Source organism: Deinococcus ficus (genome assembly GCF_003444775.1).
Lineage (GTDB): Bacteria > Deinococcota > Deinococci > Deinococcales > Deinococcaceae > Deinococcus > Deinococcus ficus.
Map to the genome: position 1 here is coordinate 1,690,868 of NZ_CP021081.1, position 16,157 is coordinate 1,707,024.

Below are 16,157 nucleotides of genomic sequence, written 5' to 3' on the forward strand. Positions count from 1 at the left end.
TGAACCGGTTCCACCGGCCGCCCTGCACCTCCCCTCTCCCTGATCTTTTCCATGTGACCTGCCATGACTGAATCCCTCCCTGCTTCTGAATCCGTTCCGACCGGCGCGCCTGACGCGGCCGTCCATTCCACTGCCGGCCACTCGGGCCTGCACTATCACCTGCTGGGCATCGGCGGGATCGGCATGAGCGCCTTCGCGCGGCTGCTGCGTGCCCGCGGCCACACCGTGAGCGGCTGTGACGCCTCGTCCACCGACCTGACCGCGCAACTGAAGGCCGAGGGCATTCCGGTCGCGCCCGGCCATGATGCCGCGCACGTGACCGAGCGCCCGTTCGGCCGCGTGGACGTGCTCGTCGCGTCGGAGGCCGTGCCGAAGGACCACCCGGAACTGCGGGCTGCGCGTGAGGCCGGCATCGAGGTCCGGCCGCGCATGGCGCTGCTGGACGACCTGCTGCGGGCCGGCCCCAGCGTCGGCGTGATCGGCACACACGGCAAGACCACCACGACCAGCATGGTGGCGGTGGCGATGCAGGGCGCGGGCCTGGACCCGTCCGCGTTCGTGGGCGGCATCGTGCCGGAGTTCGGCAGCAACGCCCGGGTGGGCCAGGGGCCGTTCGTGGCCGAGGTGGACGAGTCCGACCGGGCCTTCGCGGACTTGCAGTGCGAGACGGTGGTGTTCACGAACGCCGAGGACGACCACGTGGGCGGCGACCAGCCCACCTACTGGCGCACGGTGGAGGAGCAGCACGCCGGGTTCCGCCGCTTCGTGGGCGCGGCCCGGCAGGTGCTGTCGTGCGCCGACTGGCCCGGCCTGGACGAGCTGAGCGACGGCGCGGCCGTGCACCTGCGTTACGGGCAGGCGGAGCGCGCCGATTACCGCGCGGTGGACCTCCGCCCGGACGAGGAGGGCACGACCTTCACCGTGACCTTCCGCGAGGCGGTGCTCGGCGAGGCGCGGGTGGCGCTGCCCGGCACCCACAACGTCCTGAACGGGCTGGCGGCCCTGGCGGTCACGCACCTGTACGGCGGGGACTTCACGCGCGCCGCGGCGGCCCTGGCCGACTTCCGCGGGCCGGGCCGCCGCTGGGAGCGGGTCGGGGAGTACGCGGGCGCGCTGATTGTGGACGATTACGCGCACAACGCCACGAAGGTCGCGTCGGCCGTGCAGGCCGCGCGGCAGACCGGGCGCCGGGTGCGGGTGGTGTTCCAGCCGCACCGTTTCCTGCGCACGCAGCAGAGCTGGCCGCGGCTGGCGGACGCGCTGATGGACGCCGACGAGGTGTTCGTGCTGGACATTGCCGCGGCGTCCGAGGACCCGATTCCCGGCATTCACGCCACGCTGATCAGCGACCGGATGCGCGCCCAGGGGCACGGGCATGTCACCTACCACGCGGACCGCGAGGAGGTCGTGACCGCCTTGCGGGAGAGCGCGCAGCCCGAGGACCTGATCGTGACCATGGGGGCCGGCGACGTGTGGAAGATCGCGCGGACCCTGGCGGGCCGGGCATGACGGGCGCCAGCGCGGGCGCTCCTGTCCGCCCGCCCGCTGCCCTCAGCCGCACCGGGGCGCGCGTGGAACGCCAGCCGCTGGCGCGCTTCACCACGCTGGGCGTGGGCGGCGAGGCCGAGGTGTGGTTCGTGGGCACGCACGAGCAGCTGGCCGAGGCGATGGAGCAGCCGTACCGCGTGCTGGGCGGCGGCAGCAACCTCGTGATCGCGGACGAGGGCGTGCCGGAACGCGTGATCCGGCTGTCCGGGCCGTTCGCGGAGCGGGACCTGGAGCTCGACCCGGCCCTGAGCGCCGGGGACGGGGTGGTAACCGGCTGGGTGGGCGGCGGCGTGCCCCTCCCCGGCCTGCTCCGCGCGCTCCAGAAACTGGGCCTGAGCAACCTGGAGGGCACGGTGGGCATTCCCGCGCAGGTGGGCGGGGCGGTGTGGATGAACGCCGGCACCCGCTACGGGGAGATGTTCGACGGGCTGCACACCATCGAGATCGTCACGCCGGCCGGGGTGCGGCAGGTCACGCCGGACGACCTGAACTGGGGGTACCGCAACAGCGGCATTCCCCGCAACCACGTGGTCACGCAGGTGCGCCTGAAGCTGCGGCGCAGCACCCCGGAGGCCGTGCTGGAACGCATGGAGCACGCAGACGTCGCCCGCAAGGGCCAGCCGAAGATGAAGACGCCGGGCTGCGCGTTCAAGAACCCCCGCACGCCGGAGTTCCCGGACGGCGTGAGCGCCGGGCGGCTCATCGATCAGGCGGGCCTGAAGGGCACGCGGGTGGGCAACGCGATGATCTCCCCGGACCACGCGAACTTCATCGTGAACCTGGGCGGCGCCACGGCCGCGGACGTGCATGCGCTGCTGCACCTGATCCGCGAGCGGGTGGGCGTGGCGATGGAACTGGAGTACGAACTGTGGCCCGAGCAGGCCCTGAGCGCCCCGGAGCGTGCCTGACGTGACCGGCCCGGAGGGAACGCTGCCCCGCAACGAGCGGGTGGTGCCTGTGCCCCCCGCCGAACCCATGAACACCCTGCCGGACGCCCCGGCCGAGCTTTCCCCATCCCCCCGGCGGGGGTGGCCGCGCTGGGCCCGCGCGCTGGTGGGGCTGGCCGCCGTGGGCGCGCTGGCCGCGTCGTGGTTCGCGCTGCCGGTGCGGACCGTGACGGTCTCCGGGCAGCGCATGCTGAGCCCGCAGCGGGTGCAGGCCCTGGCCGGCGCGCCGGCAGGATTCGGGTGGTTGTACTACGGCGCGTGGCGGGCCCGCGGCCTGCTGGACAGCCCCTGGGTGGCGTCGGCGGTCGTGACCCGGCGCTTCCCGGACCGGGTGGAGATCACCGTGCAGGAGCGCACCCCGGCGGTCCGCTGGCGCGAGCCGGGGGGCCGCGTGGTGGCGCTCTCGGCGGGCGGGGTGGCGCTGCCCGGCGCGACCGGCACGGAGAAGCTGCCCCTGGTGTCCGGGTGGGGGCCCGACCGGTTGCCGGACGCCCTGCGGGTGCTGTCGGCCCTGCGCGGGTACAATGTGCAGTCGGTCATGTATTCGCCCTCGGGCCTGACCGTGAAACTGGAGAAAGGTTCCGTCTGGAGCGGTGACCTCCCCTCCCTCCTGAAGTATGCTGGGAGCATCAGCATGTACCCAAATCAACACATCAGCATCTACCCCTGGGGGGTGAGCGTCCAGGAATGAAAGGGACAGGAATGAAAGACAGTCCTATCATCGTGGGCCTGGACATCGGCACCACCAAGATCACCACGGTGATCGGCGAGGTCTCCGACAACGGCACTGTGGACATTATCGGCGAAGGCAGCGTGCCCAGCGAGGGCATGAAACGCGGCGCCGTCGTGAATCTGGAACGCGCCACGCACGCCATCCGGCAGAGCGTGGCGGCGGCCGAACGCGTCAGCGGCGTGCGGGTCGGCAGCGTGTACGTGACGGTCGCCGGCAACCATGCCAAGGCGATCACCAGTCACGGACTGGCCGCCATCCGCCGCAACCAGGAGATCAACGCCGGGGACGTGGACCGCGCCATCGAGAATGCCCGCGCGGTGCCGCTCGATCCCAACCTGGAGATCATCCACACCCTCCCACAGGAGTACGTGGTGGACGGCCAGGAGGGCATCAAGAGCCCGGTCGGGATGCACGGGGTGCGCCTGGAGGTGGACGTCCACATCGTGGCCGGCACCGCCGGACCGCTGCTGAACCTGCGCCGCTGCGTGCAGGAGGCCGGACTGCGGGTGGAGGGCTTCGTGCTGCACTCCCTGGCCTCTGGCCTCGCCACGCTGGAAGCGGCCGAGCAGGCGCAGACGGTGATCGTGGTGGACATGGGCGGCGGCACCACCGACGTCGGCGTGTTCAAACGCGGGAACCTCGCGCACAGCGCCAGCATTCCCATCGGCGGTGAGCACGTCACCGCCGACCTTGCGCAGATCCTCAAGATCCCCATGGAGGAGGCTGAGGACGTCAAGCGCCGCTACGGCGCCGCCCTGCCGGAACTCGCCGATCAGGACGTCACGCTGGAGATCACCACCGCCTCCGGCAGCACGCACGCGATCACGGCCTTCGAGCTGTCGCGGATCATCAAGCCGCGCCTCAGTGAGATCTTCAGCCTGATCCGCGACGAGATCGACCACACCCTCGGACCCGTAGAACTGGTCGCGCAGGGCATCGTCCTGACCGGCGGGGCCGCGCAGCTGCGCGGCACGCCGGACCTCGCCCGGGACCGCTTCCGCCTGCCGGTGCGGGTGGGGCAGCCCCGCGGCATCGGGGGCCTCACGGATATCGTGAGCGGCCCCGCGCACGCCGCGAGCGTGGGCCTGGTGCTGTACGGCATCGGCGAGGACGGCAAGGTGCCGGCCAGCGTGTTCACGGAAGCGCCCCAGCCGGCCGCGCCGGTCCCCCCGGCAGTGCCGGTCCCGGACGCTGCGGCGGGCACGGGCGTGGCGCCGGTGGTGGTCTCTCCGCCCCCGCCCGCCCCGGCCCCGAAGAAGGACGGCGTGAGCCTCGTGGACCGCCTGCGGAACATGTTCAAGGACTGGATGTAACACGCGCCGCGGCGCACTCCGGTCTCCGCCCGGCCGGCGGGTCACTGCGACCCTCACTAGCCGGGCGGGTGCGGTACACTACCCCGAGTTATCACGGCCCCCAACGCACATCCGGGGACTGCCGTGTCGTAAGGAGACATGATGCAAGCGGCCAGAATTCGCGTGATTGGCTTGGGCGGGGCGGGGAACAACGCCGTGAACCGCATGATCGAATCGGGACTCGAAGGTGTCGAGTTCATCGCCGGGAACACCGACGCACAGGTACTCGCCAAGAGTCACGCGGAAGTCCGCATCCAGCTCGGTGACCGCCTGACCCGCGGCCTGGGCGCCGGCGCCGACCCGGAAATCGGGGAGAAAGCGGCCCTGGAAGACCGCGAGCGCATCAAGGAGTACCTGGACGGCACCGACATGCTGTTCATCACCGCCGGCATGGGCGGCGGGACCGGCACCGGCAGCGCGCCTGTCGTGGCCGAGATCGCCCGCGAGATGGGCGTGCTGACGGTCGCCATCGTGACCCGGCCCTTCAAGTTCGAGGGCCCCAAGCGCCTGCGCGTCGCCGAGGAAGGCATCAGCAAGCTCGCCGAACGCGTGGACGGCATGATCGTCGTGAACAACGAGAAGCTGCTCAGCGCCGTGGACAAGAAGGTCAGCTTCCGCGAGGCGTTCCTGACCGCCGACCGCGTGCTGTACTACGGCGTGAAAGGCATCAGCGACGTCATCAACGTCGAGGGCATGATCAACCTGGACTTCGCGGACGTCCGGAACCTGCTCGCGAACAGCGGCACGGTCCTGATGGGCATCGGCGCGGGCCGCGGCGAGAAGCTTGCCGAGGAAGCTGCCATGAGCGCCATTCACAGCCCGCTGCTGGAACGCGGCATCGAGGGTGCGCGCCGCATCCTGGTGAACGTGACCGGCAGCTACGACCTGAGCATGAACGACGCCAACGAGATCGTCGAGAAGATCCGCGAGGCGACCAGCTTCGAGGACCCGGACATCCTGTTCGGCATCACGCCCGACGAGGCGGCCGGGGACGAGGTGCGCGTCACCGTGATCGCCACCGGGTTCAACGACACGCCGGTCAGCATTGCCAGCGGGATCGGCGGGCGCGGCAGCAGCATCGAGACGATCGTGACGACCAAACGCGGCTCGGTCAGCGCGTACGACCCCAAGGACTACGACATTCCCGCGTTCCTGCGCAACGTCGACTGATTCGGGCATTACAAACATTCCAGAGGGCCGGAGCATCTGCTTCCGGCTCTTCTCCTTTCCCAGGCACCCGGTCAAGGTCAGGCGGACCACGTTCGGGCGGGGAGGCGCGGGGTAGGCTCGCCCCTCCCCTGCTGTCTTCCGCGCACCCGGCGTGGAGGCCCGACCTATCCGCCCCGGCGCTGCCCCGATTGGGGACGCTTCGAAGGAGACCTCATGACCGCATCCCGCACCCTGCTGCTCGCCGCGGCCCTCACGCTGGGCCAGGCCGGCGCCCTGACCATCATCAAGATCGCGACCATCGGCCCGCTCTCCGGCCCGCAGAGCTTCATCGGCACGCAGCAGCGCGACGGTGCCCGCATGGCCGTGAACGAGTACAAGGCGCAGTTCAAGAAACTGGGGTTTGACCTGCAACTCGTGCCGTACGACGACCAGGCCGATCCGGCGACCGGCACGGCCGTGGCCCGCAAGATCGCCGCGGACCGCTCCTTCCTGGCGGTCGTGGGGGCCGTGAACAGCGGGGTGTCCATTCCCGTGAGTCTGGCGCTCCGGCCCGCCCGGCTGGCGATGGTGACCTCCAGCAGCACCGCGAACGAGTTCACGGACCGCGGCCTGAGCAACGTGAACCGCATCGTGCCGCGCGACGACGCGCAGGGCCCGGCCGGCGCGGACTTCCTGGCGGGAACGCTGAAGGCCAAAAGCGTGTACATCATCAACGACCGCACCGCCTACGGCGCCGGGCTGGCCGGGGAGGTCGCCAAGCGCCTCACGGCCCGCGGCGTGAAGGTGATCACCAACGAGGGCACCGAGGAGAAAAGCGACTTCTCCAGCCTGATCGCCAAGATCAAGCTCCGCCGGCCGGACGCGATCTACTTCGGCGGCATCTACAGCCAGGCGGGCGTGTTCCTGAAACAGCTGCGCGAGGCGGGCCTGACCCTGCCGATGGTCGGCGGGGACGGGTTCGACGCCAGTGAACTCGCGAAGATTGCCGGGAAGTCGGCGGACAACGTGTACTACACGACCATCGCCGCGCCCGTGGAGTCCCAGCCGGCCACGAAGGCCTTCGGGCAGCGCTTCAAGGCCGCGTACAAGGCCGACGCGCAGCCCTACGCGGTGTCCGCGTACGACGCCGGGCGGGTGGTGGCGCAGGGCGTCCTGAACGCGGTGAAGGCGGCGGGAAACAAACTGCCCAGCCGCGCGCAGGTGGAAAGCGCCGTCCGCAGGGGCAGTTACGGCGCCGGGCTGCTGTCCGGGCCGGTGCAGTTCAACAGTGCCGGGGACCGCAAGGCCGCGAAGCTGTACGTGATCCGGGTGAGCGGCGGCAAGGCCACCCTGAGTACCACCGTGACCGTGAAACCGCCCAAGCCGTAACGGCGTTCAGGCGGAGGGGCGCCCGAGCCGACCATGCGTGGTCCAGCCCGGGCGCCCCGTCCTGTAGGTCTTACACGCTGAGGGTCTTGGCGCAGCGGTACAGGTCGCGGTTCACGTCCTTGCTCCGCTCCCAGGTCACGTGCAGGGGCGTGTGCGTGATCTGGCCGCAGGTGGTGCCCACCATCTCGCCGCGCCGGCCTTCCATCAGCGCGAACACGGCCGCCTCGCCCAGGCGGCTGGCGAGGATGCGGTCGCTGGCGACCGGCGTGCCGCCCCGCTGGATGTGGCCCAGGATGGTCACGCGGGTTTCCAGGCCGGTGCCGGCGGTGATGGCGTCCCCGACCGCCTGCGCGCCCCCGGCGTACCCCTCGGCGACGATGATGATGCTGCCGCGCTTGCCCTTGGCGACGCTCTCCTGGACGGTCTGCACCACGTCCGAGACGGGCTTGCCGTCCTCGGGAATGAAGACCTCCTCGGCGCCGCCGGCCACCGCGACGTCCACCGCGATGTGCCCGGCGTGGCGGCCCATCACCTCGATCACGAAGATCCGCTCGTGGCTGGCGCCGGTGTCGCGCAGCTTGTCCACCGCGTCCAGAGCCGTCTCCACCGCCGTGAAGTACCCGATGGTGTAGTCCGTGCCGTACAGGTCGTTGTCGATGGTGCCGGGAATGCCGATCACGGGAATGCCGTGCTCTTCCTGCAGGAAGTGCGCGCCGTGGAAACTGCCGTCCCCGCCGATCACGACAAGGCCGTCCACGTCCCACTCCCGCAGGTACTTCGCGCCCAGCGCACGGCCTTCCGGGGTGCGCCAGGTGCGGCTGCGGGCGGTGAGCAGGGTGGTGCCGCCGCGCTGGATGATGTTCGCCACGTCGCGCGGGCCGAGCAGGCCCAGTTCGCCCCGGTGCAGGCCGGCGAAGCCCCGCCGGACGCCGACCACCTCGATGCCCTGGTGGGACGCGGTGCGGACGACGGCGCGGATGGCGGCGTTCATGCCGGGGGCGTCGCCGCCGCTGGTGAGCACGGCGATGCGCCGCACCCCGGCCGGGTTCGGCGAGGCGCAGGCGCCCGGGTCGAGGAGGGGGTGGGGGGCCGTCTGGGGGGGGGTCGCGTCAGTCATGGCAGGTTCCCTTTCTTGCGTGCTCGGAGCGGGCAATTCCGCGCCGCGTTCAGTGTAGCGGCCCGGGCGCGCTAAGTGTCCCCCTGACACTTTCTAGACAGGCGACCTGGGCGCCTCGCCGCCATCATCTGCTTCCTGTTCCTCGGCAGCCGCCAGCGCCAGCGCGTACGCTTCTTTCTTGCGCAGGCCCAGCCCGGTCAGCCGGTCCCGCACCTCGCGCACGCTCAGGCCTCCGGCCAGCCAGGCCCGCGCCTGCGCCGCGTGATCCGTGGGTTCCTCTGCCCCCGGTAGCGCGTGGTCACCGGCCGGCCGCCCGGCCACGACCACCACGAGCTCGCCCCGCACCCCGGCCGCGAAGTGGGCGGCCAGTTCCGCCAGCGCGCCGCGCCGGGTCTCCTCGAAGCGCTTGCTGAGTTCCCGCGTCACGCTTGCCGGGCGCCCCTTCCCGCACGCCGAGGCGAGGTCCAGCAACGTGGCGTGCAGGCGGTGGGGGCTTTCGTACAGCACGCTCGTCTCCTCCCGCGCCGCCAGGGCCTGCAGCCGCTCCCGGCGGTCCCGGCCGCCGCGCGGCAGGAAGCCCTCGAAGGTGAAGCGCGCGTTCGGCAGGCCGGAGAGCACCAGGGCCGGCACGAAGGCCGTGGCGCCGGGCAGCACCTCGACGGGAATGTCCGCCGCGACGGCCGCCTGCACCAGTTCCGCGCCCGGGTCGCTGATGCCGGGCGTGCCCGCGTCGGACACATACGCCAGCCGCGCGTGGCGTTCCAGTACGTTGCCGGCGCGGTGCATGGTGTGGGCGTCCAGCCGCACCAGCGGCTTGCTGAGGCCCAGGTGCCGCAGGAGCAGCCCGGTGCGGCGGGTGTCCTCGCACGCCACCGCGTCCGCGGCCTTCAGGACCTCCAGGGCCCGCAGGGTGATGTCGCCCAGGTTCCCCACGGGGGTGGGCACCAGCCACACCCGCGCGCCCTCCGGCACGCGGACGGGCTCCAGGTCCAGAGGGGCAGCGTCCAGCGGGTCAGGGGAAGCGTCGGGGACCGATGTCAGTTCGTCCGGCACGCTCACTCGGTCTCGGGGCCGCCGGCCGGGTCCAGGGGCGCGCCCTGCATTGCCAGGCCGGGGTCGGGTTTCAGGCGGATGCGGATCTTGGGGGACCGGCGCAGCACGTCCGTGATCTTCGCGCGCAGCAGTTCCCCCTCGCCGACCGTGACGGTCACGACCGTGCCCTCCGGCAGGCGGGCGCCGACCAGCACCACCACGCCGTTTTCCACCACGCCGCGGTAGGCCCTCACGCGTGGCCTCCCCGGGCACGGCGCTGCCGGCGTTCGGCGCTGGACAGCGCCTCCTGCAGGCGGATGATCTCGGATTCGCGCGCGCCGCCCAGGCGGGCGTAGCGGTCGATCACCTCGGCCGCCTCGCGGCGCCGGCCGACGCGCAGCAGCATGGCCGCGAGGTGCTCGCCGTTCAGGAAGTACGAGCGGGGGTCCTCGGGTTCGGCCATCACCTGCGCGCGGGCGGCCGTGAGGTTCGCCATGTGGGCACGGTGGCGGTTGACCTGCTCGCGCACGATCAGGGCCGCCAGGCCGAAGGTCATCAGGGCGCCCAGGGTGGACGCCACGACCGCTTCCGGGATGCCGAGCTGCGCGCCCAGGCGTTCGGACAGCGGGAACCAGAAGGCCAGGACGACGAGGACGGCCAGCGTCGCCGCGTAGTTCAAGACGTCCTCCCGAGGGTCGCCCGGGGGGGCAGTGGGGCGCCGATCATGCCGCCCAGTGTACCCGCCATGGTGCGCCGCTGCGTGCGAGGCGCGCTGGGCTGGCATTGAGGATTTCTATGGGCCGGCTGTCCGGGCGGGCGGCGGTGTAGGATCCAGGCCATGCGTCTGCACCTGATCACCGTGGGCGAGCCGAAACTGGCGTACGCCCGCGCCGGGTGGGACGAGTACGAGAAACGGCTGCGCCGCTACCACAAACTGCAGGTCACGCGCGTGGCCGGCCGCACGCCGGAGGCCGAGAGCGACGCGGTGCGCCGCGCCGCCGGCCGCGCCCCGCTGATCCTGCTGGACCCGCGCGGGCGGCAGTTCACGTCCGAGGGCCTGAGCGCCTACCTGGACGCCCAAGCGCTGGGCGGCACGGGCGAACTGGCCCTGGCGATCGGCGGGCCGGAAGGCCACACCGACGCGCTGCGGGCGGACGCGCGGCTGCTGTGGAGCCTGGGAGAACTGACACTCCCGCACGACCTGGCGATGGTGGTGCTGCTTGAGGCGCTGTACCGGGCGGCCACCATCAGTGCGGGTGAGCCGTACCACCGCGGCTAGGGCCGGTTGCCTGACACGGCCGGCCCGCCCGGGAGAGCGGGAGGGTACGCTCGGGGCATGACCGACCTGCCTCCCGCCGACCCTGCCGCCCGCCCCTCTCCCGCGCCGGCCGCCGAGTGGCTCGCGGCGCCGGTGCTGCGCGGCTGGGGCCTGACGCTGGAACCCATGGGGACCCGGCACGCGGAGGACATGAGCATCGGCGCGGACGAGCAGACGCTGCAGTTCCTGTCGCGGGGCGGGCCGGCCACCCACACGCTGGAGGACTGGGCCACGTACCTGGAGGGCCTGAACGCCCTGCCGCACCGGGTGAACTGGGCGGTGCGGCCGGACGGGGAGGCGCGGGTGGTGGGGCGCATCAGTTTCAGCGAGGTGAACGTCGCGGACCGCTGGGTGGAGATCGGCACGATGCTGCTGCCGGCCGCGCAGGGCACGGGCGTGAACCCGCGCGCGAAACTGCTGCTGCTGGCCCGGGCGTTCGAGGTGCTGGGGGCCGGGCGGGTGCATTTCAAGGTGGACGCCCGCAACGAGCGCAGCCTGCGGGCCATGACGAAGCTGGGCGCGGTGCGTGAGGGCACCCTGCGGCGGTATCAGGTACGCCCGGACGGGTATGCGCGCGACAGCGTGATCTTCAGCGTGCTGCCGGAGGAATGGCCGGAGGTGCGCGCCCGGCTGGAGGCGCGCGTGCAGGCCGACGCGAACATGAAGAACGGCTGAAGAACTTCATGAGCCGGGTGGTAGGCTGGTGCGGATGCCCACGCGCCGTCTGTCCCTTCCCCGTCAGAACGTGCCCTCCCCCGCCCGGGGGCTGCTGAAGTCCGTGGCCCTGGCCTCACTGCTCACCGCGGGGCAGGCGGCGGCATTGATCGTGCCGATGGAAGGCTGGGCGCCCCTGAACGGCGACGCGAACCGCTGGACGGACGCCGGGGGGGCGTGCCTGCTGCAGGAGGAACGCCACACGCAGACCTTCCCGGCCTTCGACACCTTCGAGAAGGCCAGCAGTTTCGCCGCGCAGATGCAGAAGACCCTGGCGGCCCGCGGGAAGACGCAGTCGGTGAAGAACGTGGCGGTACAGGCCGTGGACCGGGAAGGGGCGTGGGGCGTGCTCGCCTCGTACACCTTCGTGAAGGCGGGCGTGACCTACCGCGTGTCGCAGCTGTATCTGAGTGACAGCGGCAAGCTCCGCACCGTGACCGGCAGCGCCGAGGCGGCCAAGGCCAGCCCCTGCGTGAGCGGCATGCTGGAGTTCGTGCGCTACATGGCCGACTGACACCCGGCTGACCGGGCCTGGCGCTCCGGGGGCCGGGCGGGGGCTGCGTGGTACCCTCACCGCTTGAGATGACGTTTCCTACGCTGAAGTTCGTGCGCGCCGCGGCGCCCGCCGGGGGCCGCGCATGATGGTCGTCGCGGCCCTGCTCTCCTGGTTCCTGGTGGGCCTGTTCATCCGCATGAGCAAGGCGCGCGGCTGGGGGCAGCCGGTGCGGCAGGACGGCCCGCAGACCCACCTGGTCAAGGAGGGCACGCCCACCGCGGGCGGCGTGCCGTTCGTGCTGGCGCTGGCCGTGGTGTTCTTCGGCCTGTACGCGGCCGGGCGGGCCGGCGCGGGCCTGAACGCGCAGCGGGAGCTGCTGATCATGCTCACGGCCCTCGCCATGGGCGTGATCGGCGGGATCGACGACTGGCTGAAGGTTCAGTCCCGGATGCGGGGCGGCGGCAAGAAGGAACTGCTGGCGCGCGAGAAGTTCCCGGCGCAGCTCCTGGTGGGGCTGGCGTTCGCGTTTTTTGCCGCGCCGCTCGCCGCGCATGAACTGGTGCCCAGCCTGGGCCGGGTGCCCGACATCCTGCTGCTCACGCTGGTGATGGTGGGCAGCGTGAACGCCTTCAACTTCACGGACGGGCTGGACGGCCTGCTGGGCGGCGTGGCGGTCATCGTGCTGCTGCCGCTGCTGGCCGTCTCGCCCGTGTCGGCGCTGATGGTGGCGGTGCTGCTGGGCTTCCTGTGGTTCAACGCGCACCCGGCGCGGGTGTTCATGGGTGACATGGGCAGCCACGCGATCGGGGCGGTGGCGGCCGGGGCGTATGTGCTGTACAGCGACGTGTGGCTGCTGCCGCTGGCGGCGATCATCCCGGTTGTGGCGGTCCTGAGCGTGGTGATTCAGGTGGTGTCGTTCAGGACGCGCGGCAAGCGGGTGTTCCGCATGAGCCCCATCCAGCATCACTTCGAGCTGAGCGGCTGGCCGGAAACGCACGTCACCATGCGCTTCTGGGTGGTCACGGCCCTGGCGACTGCGCTGGTGTGGTACCTGATGGGCGGCCGGCCCTAACCGGTCAGGGCGGAAAGCGGGCGTGGGCGGCGGCTCACGCCCGCTTCCGTGTTCCGGCCGGGTGGGGCGCGTACACTCGGCAGCGTGTCCGCCCTGCCGCCCGACCTGACCGCCCTGCTGGCCCGCTGCGTGGCCGGCCGCGCCCACCTGCCGGCCGAGGGCACGACCGTGTACCGCGCCGCGCACCTCACAGAGACCGGGGGGCTGTTCACGCTGGACGTGGCTGGAGACGCCGGGATGCTCAGCCTGTACGCCGAACTGGACCCGGCGGCGGAACAGGCACTCGCCCAGGCGGGCGCGCAGGCGGCGGGGCTCGCGGGCGTGTACCTCAAGCGCCGGCCGGTGGAGGCGCGGCACGAGGCGAACGTGAACCGCGAGTACCTCTCTCCGCCCGACCCGGTGTGGGGCGAGGCGCGGCCGGAGGTGGTGGGGCTGGAGGCGGGCGTGCCGTTCCTGATCCGGCCGGGCGCGGACCTGAGCACGGGCCTGTTCACGGACGCGCGCCCGGCCCGGGCGTTCGTGCGCTCGGCGGGGGCGGTGCGGGTGCTGAACACCTTCGCGTACACCTGCGGGTTCGGGCTGAGCGCCGCGCTGGGCGGGGCGGAGGTGGTGAAGAACGTGGACCTGTCCCGCAAGGTGCTGGCCTGGGGGCAGGCGAACTACGCCCTGAGCGGCCTGCCGGCGCCGGACACGGATTTCCTGTACGGGGACGTCTTCGACTGGTTCGCGCGGCTGCGCAAGCGCGGGGACCTGTTCGATCTGGTGGTGCTGGACCCGCCCAGTTTCGCGCGCGGCAAGAGCGGGGTGTGGCGCTCCGAACGGGACTACGCGCGCCTGAGCGCCCTGGCCGCGGGCGTGACCGGGCCGGGCGGGCGGGTGCTGGCGCTGGTGAACCACGCGGGGGTGAGCGCGGCGGCCTTCGACCGGATGGCGCTGGCGGGGTTCACGCAGGCGGGGCGACGGGCGCGGCCTGAGGCGCGGCTGGGGGCGGGGGCGGACTACCCGGGGGCCGGGCACCTGAAGGTGGTGTGCTGGGCCCTGGACTGAGCGGGGCCGGTGCAACGGAAGCTCGCTCACTTGGTTTTCTAAAGTATCCGGGTATGCTGGGGGCATGACGCAGACCGCACAGAACGAACAGCAGGTCCTGGTGCCCCTCACCACCCCCGAGGACGTCGACAGCTTCCTCAGGGAGTATCCGCTGGCCGCCGTCTTCAAGGCCGGCACCTGCCACAAGACCATGCAGGGCTTCGGCGTGGTGGAAACCTTCCTCCAGCGCCACGACCTGCCCGTGGGCTTCATCCGCGTGGTGGACTGGCGCCCCGCTAGCAACCACGTCGCGCAGCTGACCGGCATCACGCACCACAGCCCGCAGTTCATCCTGTTCCGCGACGGCCAGGCGCAGTTCGAGGTGAACAACTGGGACATCACCCCCGAGACGCTGGGGCCGGTGTTCTCCGCGCACGTGCCCGAACGCGCCGACAGCCAGGGCGAGGTGGCGGGCGGCGGCCTGGAACCGTACCGGCGCCTGATGACCGCCTATATCAACGGCGAGCTGAGCGACTGGGCCTTCCAGGACCAGTACGTGGCGATGTTCCGCAACGACGGCTCGCTGCGCAGCCAGCGGGAATTCGACCTGCTCTCCCGCCTGTTCGGGGACCCGGACGCCTACCACGGCGGCCTGCACCAGCTGGGCGCGCCGCAGGAACGCGGGGACCTGAAGGCCCGCGTGCAACAGCTCCTGACTGAACTCGGCTGATTCTTAGTCGTTCCCTGAACTCCGGCCCCCTAATGGGGCCGGAGTTCTCATCTGCCCTGTAAGGGCCCGAGCGTGCGGGAATGCTGGGCCGCGTGTGGCACGGCCGGAGCGCGCGGTAAGTGCGCAGTAAGACCTCAGAGCGTTTGATGAAGGTAAGCTGAGGGCAGGAAGGCGCCCGGCCTCCCATGGGGCGACGCGCCTGCCCGGCCAGCGCGACCCGCTCCGTTCCCGCCCCGCCCTGCCTCCCCCTTACTCTGAGAGCCTGCATGACACAACTCCGCGTCAGTGATCCTCCCCTGTTCCCCAACCGCCCGCCGCTCCCGAGCGGCACCAGCGTGTACCAGAACCTCAGCACCGACCATTACCCGTGGACGGAAGTGAACAGTGACCTCCAGGCCCGTCAGGTCCAGGGGTTCAGCGGCGTCGTGGACCTGTGGCAGGGACCGCGCTGGGCCCGGTACGTGGCCCTGCCCGGCCAGCCGCTCGTCGGGTACACCACCGGCGGGCAGGAGGTCAGCTGGGACGCCGGGCTCCAGGCCATGCCGCGCGCCCAGGTCACGGTCGCGGCCCTGCCGGCCGAGCAGTGCCAGCTGCTGTGGAACCTGCGCGGCGTGGCCGACGCCCCGGGCCGCGTGCCCTGGCCGGCCGGCCGGGCGCAGTTGCAGGCCGCGCGTTTCACGGGCGTGCTCGCCGCCGGGCCGCGCGTGAGCCTGTGGCAGGCTGGCGCGCCCGTGGCCGGCGAGGCCCCAGCCGCTGGGGACGACCCGGTGGCGTTCATGGTGCCGGTCGTGGAGAACCGGGACGACATCCTGGCGTTCTGGCAGGAGGTGTACGGCCGGGCTGCGCAGCAGGTGCCCATGGCGGACCTGTGGCCGCTCGCCGCGAACACGCTGATGAACACCTTTCCGGCCCTGGACCCCTTCGGCATGGAGATCGTGTGGCAGGGCGGCGCGCTGAACGTGGACCCTGACGTGACCATCCCCGAACTGCGCGAGGCGCTGGCCGCCGCCCTGCAGTTCGTGCTCTCGCGCGGCGCCGTGCGGATCTCGGACCTGCCGATCGGGCACCTGCGGGACCGCGCGGAGTGGGCGCACCTTGAGCCGCAGCCGGCTGGGCGGGCCGAATGAGCCCCCTGACCTGGCCGGACGGCCTGACCCCCCAGACGCCCCTGCCGTACAGCATGTGGCGCGTCATGGACGCCATCGACGGGAAACGTGACGCGGCCGCCGTGGCCGCTCAGACCGGGCTGCCGGAGGCGGAGGTCACCAGCGTGCAGGCGCAGGTGACGCGGCTGGTGCAGCGCGTCACGGCCCGCACCCAGCCGCTCACGGACGAACTGGAAAAACGCGTCACGCAGTGCCTCGTCTCCGTGGTGGGCCCGATGGCGTCGGTGATGATCGACGAGGTCTTCGAGGACCTCGGCGACACCCTGACGCTCGACGACCTGCTGAGCCATCTGCGCACGCAGCTGAGCCCCGCCCAGACCGAACAGTTCACGCGCCAGTTGCAGGTTCAGGGCGTTACCTGAGCCGCC

At 71.8% G+C, this 16,157-nt stretch carries 18 protein-coding genes; 14 read left to right on the plus strand and 4 right to left on the minus strand.

Translation table 11 applies throughout. The features are described from left to right. Positions 1-63: 63 nt before the first annotated feature. The 6 genes from murC to DFI_RS08280 all read left to right on the plus strand — a co-directional run bounded on the left by murC (position 64) and on the right by DFI_RS08280 (position 7,118). Positions 64-1,509 carry a UDP-N-acetylmuramate--L-alanine ligase gene (gene murC, locus DFI_RS08255; protein ID WP_027461743.1) on the plus strand — a complete coding sequence of 482 codons (1,446 nt, stop codon included), beginning with the start codon at positions 64-66 and terminating at the stop codon, positions 1,507-1,509. Continuing rightward, positions 1,506-2,456 carry a UDP-N-acetylmuramate dehydrogenase gene (locus DFI_RS08260; protein WP_027461744.1) on the plus strand — a complete coding sequence of 317 codons (951 nt, stop codon included), beginning with the start codon at positions 1,506-1,508 and terminating at the stop codon, positions 2,454-2,456. The genes murC and DFI_RS08260 overlap by 4 nt, the downstream gene beginning before the upstream one ends. After that, positions 2,449-3,186, plus strand: a complete 738-nt coding sequence (locus DFI_RS08265) for a cell division protein FtsQ/DivIB (protein WP_244940254.1) — start codon at positions 2,449-2,451, stop codon at positions 3,184-3,186. The genes DFI_RS08260 and DFI_RS08265 overlap by 8 nt, the downstream gene beginning before the upstream one ends. Before the next feature lie 11 nt (positions 3,187-3,197). Then, complete coding sequence (ftsA, locus tag DFI_RS08270) at positions 3,198-4,541, plus strand: cell division protein FtsA (RefSeq protein WP_027461746.1); 1,344 nt, start codon at positions 3,198-3,200, stop codon at positions 4,539-4,541. A 141-nt stretch (positions 4,542-4,682) separates the two neighbouring features. Continuing rightward, positions 4,683-5,750, plus strand: a complete 1,068-nt coding sequence (gene ftsZ / locus DFI_RS08275) for a cell division protein FtsZ (RefSeq protein ID WP_027461747.1) — start codon at positions 4,683-4,685, stop codon at positions 5,748-5,750. Between the two features lie 213 nt (positions 5,751-5,963). Continuing rightward, the gene (locus DFI_RS08280; protein ID WP_027461748.1) at positions 5,964-7,118 is read left to right on the plus strand and encodes a branched-chain amino acid ABC transporter substrate-binding protein; all 1,155 of its coding nucleotides are present in this window, start codon (positions 5,964-5,966) and stop codon (positions 7,116-7,118) included. Between the two features lie 70 nt (positions 7,119-7,188). On the opposite strand, the gene pfkA is transcribed toward DFI_RS08280, so the two are convergent. The 4 genes from pfkA to DFI_RS08300 form a co-directional block, all read right to left on the minus strand. Then, positions 7,189-8,235 (minus strand): 6-phosphofructokinase, encoded by a 1,047-nt coding sequence (gene pfkA / locus DFI_RS08285; protein ID WP_022801775.1) that lies wholly within the window; start codon positions 8,233-8,235, stop codon positions 7,189-7,191. 93 nt (positions 8,236-8,328) lie between these two features. After that, the gene (gene rsmI / locus DFI_RS08290; protein ID WP_244940361.1) at positions 8,329-9,243 is read right to left on the minus strand and encodes a 16S rRNA (cytidine(1402)-2'-O)-methyltransferase; all 915 of its coding nucleotides are present in this window, start codon (positions 9,241-9,243) and stop codon (positions 8,329-8,331) included. Between the two features lie 47 nt (positions 9,244-9,290). Beyond that, positions 9,291-9,521 carry a hypothetical protein gene (locus DFI_RS08295; protein ID WP_022801773.1) on the minus strand — a complete coding sequence of 77 codons (231 nt, stop codon included), beginning with the start codon at positions 9,519-9,521 and terminating at the stop codon, positions 9,291-9,293. Next, a complete protein-coding gene (locus tag DFI_RS08300) occupies positions 9,518-9,946 on the minus strand; it encodes a hypothetical protein (RefSeq protein ID WP_027461750.1) in 429 nt (142 codons plus the stop codon). The genes DFI_RS08295 and DFI_RS08300 overlap by 4 nt, the downstream gene beginning before the upstream one ends. 159 nt (positions 9,947-10,105) lie before the next feature. Between DFI_RS08300 and DFI_RS08305 the strand changes: the two genes are divergently transcribed. The 8 genes from DFI_RS08305 (at position 10,106) to DFI_RS08340 (ending at position 16,151) form a co-directional block, all read left to right on the plus strand. Then, positions 10,106-10,546, plus strand: a complete 441-nt coding sequence (locus tag DFI_RS08305; protein WP_022801771.1) for a 23S rRNA (pseudouridine(1915)-N(3))-methyltransferase RlmH — start codon at positions 10,106-10,108, stop codon at positions 10,544-10,546. Positions 10,547-10,603: 57 nt separating this feature from the next. Beyond that, positions 10,604-11,260 (plus strand): GNAT family N-acetyltransferase, encoded by a 657-nt coding sequence (locus DFI_RS08310; RefSeq protein WP_027461751.1) that lies wholly within the window; start codon positions 10,604-10,606, stop codon positions 11,258-11,260. A 34-nt stretch (positions 11,261-11,294) separates the two neighbouring features. Next, positions 11,295-11,813, plus strand: coding sequence for a hypothetical protein (locus DFI_RS08315; protein WP_051307402.1), 519 nt, complete (start codon positions 11,295-11,297; stop codon positions 11,811-11,813). Between the two features lie 124 nt (positions 11,814-11,937). Next, a complete protein-coding gene (locus DFI_RS08320; protein WP_027461753.1) occupies positions 11,938-12,867 on the plus strand; it encodes a phospho-N-acetylmuramoyl-pentapeptide-transferase in 930 nt (309 codons plus the stop codon). A gap of 84 nt (positions 12,868-12,951) precedes the next feature. Continuing rightward, positions 12,952-13,914 carry a class I SAM-dependent methyltransferase gene (locus DFI_RS08325; RefSeq protein WP_027461754.1) on the plus strand — a complete coding sequence of 321 codons (963 nt, stop codon included), beginning with the start codon at positions 12,952-12,954 and terminating at the stop codon, positions 13,912-13,914. Positions 13,915-13,978: 64 nt separating this feature from the next. Further along, on the plus strand, positions 13,979-14,623 hold the full coding sequence (abxC, locus tag DFI_RS08330) for a monothiol bacilliredoxin AbxC (RefSeq protein ID WP_022801766.1): 645 nt from the start codon (positions 13,979-13,981) through the stop codon (positions 14,621-14,623). Between the two features lie 266 nt (positions 14,624-14,889). Beyond that, positions 14,890-15,750, plus strand: coding sequence for a hypothetical protein (locus DFI_RS08335; protein WP_051307403.1), 861 nt, complete (start codon positions 14,890-14,892; stop codon positions 15,748-15,750). After that, a complete protein-coding gene (locus DFI_RS08340; protein ID WP_027461755.1) occupies positions 15,747-16,151 on the plus strand; it encodes a DUF8082 domain-containing protein in 405 nt (134 codons plus the stop codon). Before DFI_RS08335 ends, DFI_RS08340 begins: the two co-directional genes overlap by 4 nt. The last annotated feature ends 6 nt before the right edge of the window (positions 16,152-16,157 follow it).